The sequence below is a fragment of the Nitrospira sp. genome (genome assembly GCA_030692565.1).
Classification (GTDB): Bacteria; Nitrospirota; Nitrospiria; order Nitrospirales; family Nitrospiraceae; genus Nitrospira_D.
Genome location: JAUYAO010000012.1, coordinates 1 through 2,629 on the forward strand (window position 1 = coordinate 1; position 2,629 = coordinate 2,629).

Sequence of the window (2,629 nt, forward strand, 5' to 3'; positions counted from 1 at the left end):
CGGAAGAGATTGCTCAGATCGCGATTGAAGCGGCGGGCGTGTCGCGGCGTCTTGGCTACGAGCCGCGCGTTGCGCTTCTCGCCTTCGCCACGTTCGGGCATCCGCGCGGCGAACGCTCGGCGCGTGTGCAGGAGGCGGTGCGAATTCTCGACCAGAAACGCGTCGACTTTGAGTACGACGGTGAAATGGCCGCCGACGTCGCCCTCAACAAGGACGCGATGGCGGCTTATCCGTTTTGCCGTCTCAAGGACACGGCGAACGTGCTTGTCATGCCGGCGTTCCACTCCGCGTCCATCTCCACAAAGATGCTGCAGGAGCTGGGCGGCGCGACAGTGCTTGGGCCGATAATCGTTGGTCTCGACAAGCCTGTGCAATTCGTGCCGCTGGGCGCGCGCGATACGGACATCGTCAATATGGCGGCGCTGGCGGCCTTCAACGTCGGCGGATAATCCCGCGGACGGCGGCGCCCAGATTGAGCGCCGCCAGCAGGCCGAATCCACCAGCCGCAAGAAGTCCCGGCGATTGCTCCGTCGGGACGTTCAGGGCGCTCCAGAGAAACGCGACAAACAGCGAGAAGCTGAAAAGCCCTGCGCCCATCGGGAAGGCGATCATGATCGCCAGCGGAATCGCGCGGAACAGTGACGCGATGGAAATGCCGCTCGAAACCAGAAGCATAAAGGCGACGTACGCACGAATCATGTCTGGTCCCGCGTAGGCGGTGAGGGGATCGCGCTAGATCGTTACTTGCGCGCCGAGTTCAACCACGCGGTCCGAGGGAATCGCGAAAAAGTCTGTGGCGTTTGCCGCCTGGCGCGATAACGCGATGTACAGGTGGTCCTGCCATTTCGGCATTCCGGAGGCCGGAGACACCTTGAGCGTTCGCCGGCCGAGGAAGAACGACGTTGTCATGATATCGAACTTCAAGCCGCTCTTGCGCAATGAGGCGAGTGCGACCGGAACCCGCGGGGTTTCCATGAAGCCGTAATGCAGCTTGATGCATGTGAAATCAGCAGATAACTGCGACAATTCGCAACGTGCGCTGGGCGATACGCGAGGCACTTCCTCCGTGCGCACAGACACCAGAACGATGCGCTCGTGCAGGACTTTATTGTGCTTGAGGTTGTGCATAAGCGCCGCGGGCGCCACGCCAGGATCGCTGGTGAGGAAAATAGCCGTTCCGGGCACACGTGTCGGTTTTGATTTTTCCAGCATGCGAATGAGGTTCGCCGTGGGAATCGAGTCCCGATGCGTTTTTTCCTCAAGTAATCGCGTCCCGCGATGCCACGTCCACATGATCACCATCATGGCGGCGCCAATGGACAGCGGCAGATAGCCTCCATCGAACAGCTTCAGAAGATTTGACGCGAAGAACGCGAGTTCAAACGTCAGGAACAGGCAGGTGATCGCGACCGCGCCCCACAGCGGCCATCGCCAGAGCTTCCAGATCACGAAGAAGAGAAGTAACGAGTCGACGACCATCGAAGCCGAAACCGCGACGCCATAAGCTGAAGCCAGATTGGTTGACGACCGGAACAACACGACAAGAATGATCACGCCTAACAGCAGGATGCGGTTAACACGCGGCACAAAAATTTGCCCCTCCTGCCAATCGGACGTGTGCTGGATCTGCAAGCGTGGAAGCAGCCCCAGTTGAATGGCCTGACGGGCGATTGAGAAGGCGCCAGTGATGACTGCCTGACTCGCAATCACGGTGGCGAGCGTGGCGAGGATGACAAGCGGCAGCAGGCCCCAGCTGGGCGCCATCAGGAAGAACGGATTCGCCATCGCGTCCGGTTGCACGAGGATCAGGGCGCCTTGACCCATGTAGTTAAGGACAAGGGACGGAAAGACACAGAAGAACCATGCGTACTGGATGGGTCGCCGACCGAAATGCCCCATGTCGGCGTAAAGCGCCTCTGTGCCTGTAACAGCAAGGAAGACCGCTCCCAGGACAATAAAGCTGATCAACTTGTGCGAAATAAGAAAATTGATGGCGAAGACCGGGTTCAGCGCGTTGAGGATGCGCGGCGCATCGCCGATGTGCATCAGTCCCAGAACCGCCAGAAGCAGAAACCAGAACAACATGATGGGGCTGAACCATTTGGCTACGCGTTCAGTGCCGCTTCGCTGCACCATGAACAGCGTGAGCAGGATCACGACCGTAATGCCGACGACGTAATTGTCGAGCGCAGGCGTGACCAGTTTCAGGCCTTCGACCGCCGACAGGACCGAAATAGCGGGAGTGACCAGCGCGTCGCCGGTGAACAATGCGGCGCCGGCGATCCCAAGAAAAAAGATCACGGAGCTGCGGCGGCCAAACGCACGTTGAGCGAGCGCCATCAGCGCGAGCGTGCCGCCTTCTCCCCGGTTATCCGCCCGCAGAACGAACAGAATGTATTTCAAGGTGACGACGATGACGATCGCCCAGAGGAGAAGCGACACGACTCCGATAACTTCCACGTCGGTGGGTGGCCGCCCTTCCGTCGCGCGAGTTAGCGCTTCGCGAAGCGCATACAGCGGGCTCGTGCCGATATCGCCGCACACAACGCCCACGGAAGCGAACGCCATCGCCATCGTTCCGCTGCGGCCGTGGCCCGGGTCAGAATGTTGCGCGCCGTTGGCGCCGCCG

Annotated in this window: 3 protein-coding genes; 1 reads left to right on the forward strand and 2 read right to left on the reverse strand. The window is 60.3% G+C overall.

All coding sequences use genetic code 11. The features are described 5' to 3' along the window. Positions 1-449: phosphate acyltransferase (locus Q8N04_03045; protein MDP3089627.1), on the forward strand; the 449-nt coding region annotated here is incomplete at its 5' end. Here the strand turns inward: Q8N04_03045 and Q8N04_03050 are convergent. Beyond that, entirely contained in the window at positions 433-699 is a 267-nt protein-coding gene (locus Q8N04_03050) for a hypothetical protein (protein ID MDP3089628.1), read from the reverse strand. The genes Q8N04_03045 and Q8N04_03050 overlap by 17 nt on opposite strands. Positions 700-732: 33 nt before the next feature. Next, on the reverse strand, positions 733-2,629 hold a 1,897-nt coding region (locus Q8N04_03055; GenBank protein MDP3089629.1), incomplete at its 5' end, for a potassium transporter Kup.

Excerpts from the sequence above, each read along its gene's own strand:
- Q8N04_03050 (MDP3089628.1), bottom strand. The coding sequence starts at position 699 with ATGATTCGTGCGTACGTCGCCTTTATGCTTCTGGTTTCGAGCGGCATT.